General features: G+C 64.9%; 2 protein-coding genes. Both read right to left on the bottom strand.

The genetic code is table 11. The features are described from left to right. On the bottom strand, nucleotides 1-1206 hold a 1206-nt coding region (locus tag EOA28_RS32185), incomplete at its 3' end, for an LLM class flavin-dependent oxidoreductase (protein WP_148670992.1). Further along, nucleotides 1203-2165: an LLM class flavin-dependent oxidoreductase gene (locus tag EOA28_RS32190; RefSeq protein WP_127253788.1), complete on the bottom strand. Its 963-nt coding sequence runs from the start codon at nucleotides 2163-2165 to the stop codon at nucleotides 1203-1205. The genes EOA28_RS32185 and EOA28_RS32190, both read right to left, overlap by 4 nt. Nucleotides 2166-2520 lie beyond the last annotated feature (355 nt).

Raw genomic sequence — 2520 nt, forward strand, 5'->3', positions numbered from 1 at the left:
TTCATAGTCCCTGCGGAACAGGCCGCGCCGCTGCAACTCCGGCACCACCAGCGTTGCAAAGGCGTCGAGCTCGCCCGGGAACCAGGACGGCATGACGTTGAAACCGTCGGCGGCGCCGCCTTCAAAACGCTCCTGCAATTCGTCGGCGATCTCTTCGGCAGTGCCGACAATCCGCCAATGGCCGCGCGCGCCGGCAAAGTATCGCGCCAGCTCGCGGATCGAGAGCCCGTCGCGGCGCGCCTGTTCGATGACCAGCGCCTGCCGGCTCTTCATGCCTTCGCTCTCCGGCAGCTCGGGCAGCGGCCCATCGATCGGGTAGCGCCCAAGATCGGAAATGCTGAGATAGCTGGAGAGCAGCGCCACGCCGACCTCGTCGGGGATCAATTCCTGCAGTGCATCGTATTTCGCCTGTGCCTCGGCTTTCGTGGCGGCCACGATCGGCGCCACTCCGGGCATGATCTTCACATCGTCCGGCTGGCGGCCATAGGCGGCGAGCCGCCCTTTGAGATCGTCATAGAAGGCCTTGGCTTCCTCGAAAGTCTGCGCGGCCGAGAACACGACATCGGCCGTGCGCGCGGCCAGATCCTTGCCGTCATCCGATGCTCCGGCCTGCACCATCACCGGCGCGCCCTGCGGCGAGGGCGGGATGTCGAGCGGGTCGCGCACCGAGAAGCTTTCGCCGTCATGGCCGGCCGGCTTGCGGTGCCAGAGCCCGGTGATCACCGTGGCGAACTCGCGCGCCCGCGCATAGCGGTCGGCATGCGGCCGCAGCCCCGTCGCGCCGAAATTCGCCGCTTCGATCGGGCTGGCCGAGGTGACGAGGTTCCAGCCGGCCCGCCCGCCGCTCAGATTGTCGAGCGAGGCGAAGGTTCGCGCCAGCCCATAGGGTTCGTTGTAGCTGGTCGATGCCGTGGAAACCAGGCCGATGCGCTCGGTCTGGACGGCCAGGGCTGAAAGAAGGCTGATCGGCTCGAAGCCGATCGAGCGTGACGTCTGGCTGGCAATGTTGACATTGGCCTCGCGCAGGCCGGCGGCGTCCTCGCAGAACACCATGTCGAACTTCGCCGCTTCAGCAGTGCGGGCAAGTTGAATGTAATGCTCGATGTCGATACCGGCCGTCACATGCGCGTCCGGATGGCGCCAGGCGGCGATGTGGTGTCCGGTCGCCCACAAGAACAGGCCGAGCTTCATCCGGCGCGCGGTCATTTTGCGCCTCCTGTGCCGAGGCCAAGACTGGCGCGCAGCGTCGCGCCCTGCTGGCCCCGGCCGGCGAGGCCATCGCGTCGGAGCTCCGGCAAGGCACGGTCGGTAAAATTCTGAAGTGCCGGGACATCAGCCGGCAAAACAAGATTGAAGCCGTCGCAGCCGCTCGAGCCCAGCAAGCTTCGAAGCCTGTCGACAGGAGGCTCGGATCCAATCGCGACCGTCAACAGCACCTTCGGGGCTTCCGATTTGCAGCCGGCGGCAAGCGCCCGGCGTCTCAAGTCGGCGGTCGCAGCATTGGCAGCCTCGGCCGACTGTTCCGCGATCAGAATGACGTCGGCGCCACGGCTTGCGAAATCTCGATCGGTTTCGTTCAAACCGGACATGAGTAGCACCGGCGTGTCCTGAGGCGAACGCGCGACATTGAGTGGCCCGCGCACCGCGAAGAACTCGCCCTTATGGTCGAGCATATGCATCCTGTCGGGATCGTGGAACCGGCCGCCCGCCTTGTCGAACAGCAAGGCATCGGCGTCCCAGCTCCGCCATAACCCTTGGACGATGCCGATATATTCCTCCGCGCGACGGCGAAAATCGTCATCGGAGAAACCTTCCGGGCGGCTGAAATTCGCCGCCTCGCGCGGGTTCTGCCTCAGTGTCGCGTTCCAGCCGACGCGGCCATGGCTGATGATGTCGAGCGAAGCAAACCGGCGTGCCAGATTGTAGGGTTGGTGCGCGAGCGTCGAGGCGCTGGCGACGAGGCCAATCCTCTCCGTCACTGTGGCCAGCGCCGCCAGCAGCGTGGTTGCTTCGAACGGGCTGGTCGATGGTCCCTCCGCGACGTCAGAAATGATGACCATATCCACACCGGCCGCCTCCGCCTGCCGGACAAACGCGCTGATCTGGCCGAAGTCCAGGATGTTTTTTCCCTGGGCGGCAATGTTCAGCGAAACGGCGAGATGCATGTGGCGGCCCTTCGGCTGCCCTGAAATCGGGCAGACGTCTGGTCACCAACCTAGGCCCCTCTTCGCGCATGGCAACGGGATCGAGTGGGCCACGAGGCTGTCATATGCCGACCAGCCTTCGACTGCATCGAGGCAGAGGCCTTGGCCCGAATGTCATGTTAGCGGCCACATGTTTCGGCGATTAGCCTGAACGCTCCTCGCGGTCGTTCCAGCGGCGCAGACCCTAGGATCCTGTGTGTTGGTTCTGGTGTATGGTTGAGGTGGGAAGGAGACCGAGTGGATCGTGGTCGTCCTTTCGGACAGGCCGTGGCATGGCCCGGTCCCTTCCCACCGGTGAACCATCAACCTGAACAGT

It is taken from the genome of Mesorhizobium sp. M2A.F.Ca.ET.067.02.1.1 (assembly GCF_004023285.1).
Classification (GTDB): domain Bacteria; phylum Pseudomonadota; class Alphaproteobacteria; order Rhizobiales; family Rhizobiaceae; genus Mesorhizobium.

Coding starts and splice junctions, on each gene's coding strand:
- EOA28_RS32190 (WP_127253788.1), bottom strand. CDS start 2,165: ATGCATCTCGCCGTTTCGCTGAACATTGCCGCCCAGGGAAAAAACATC.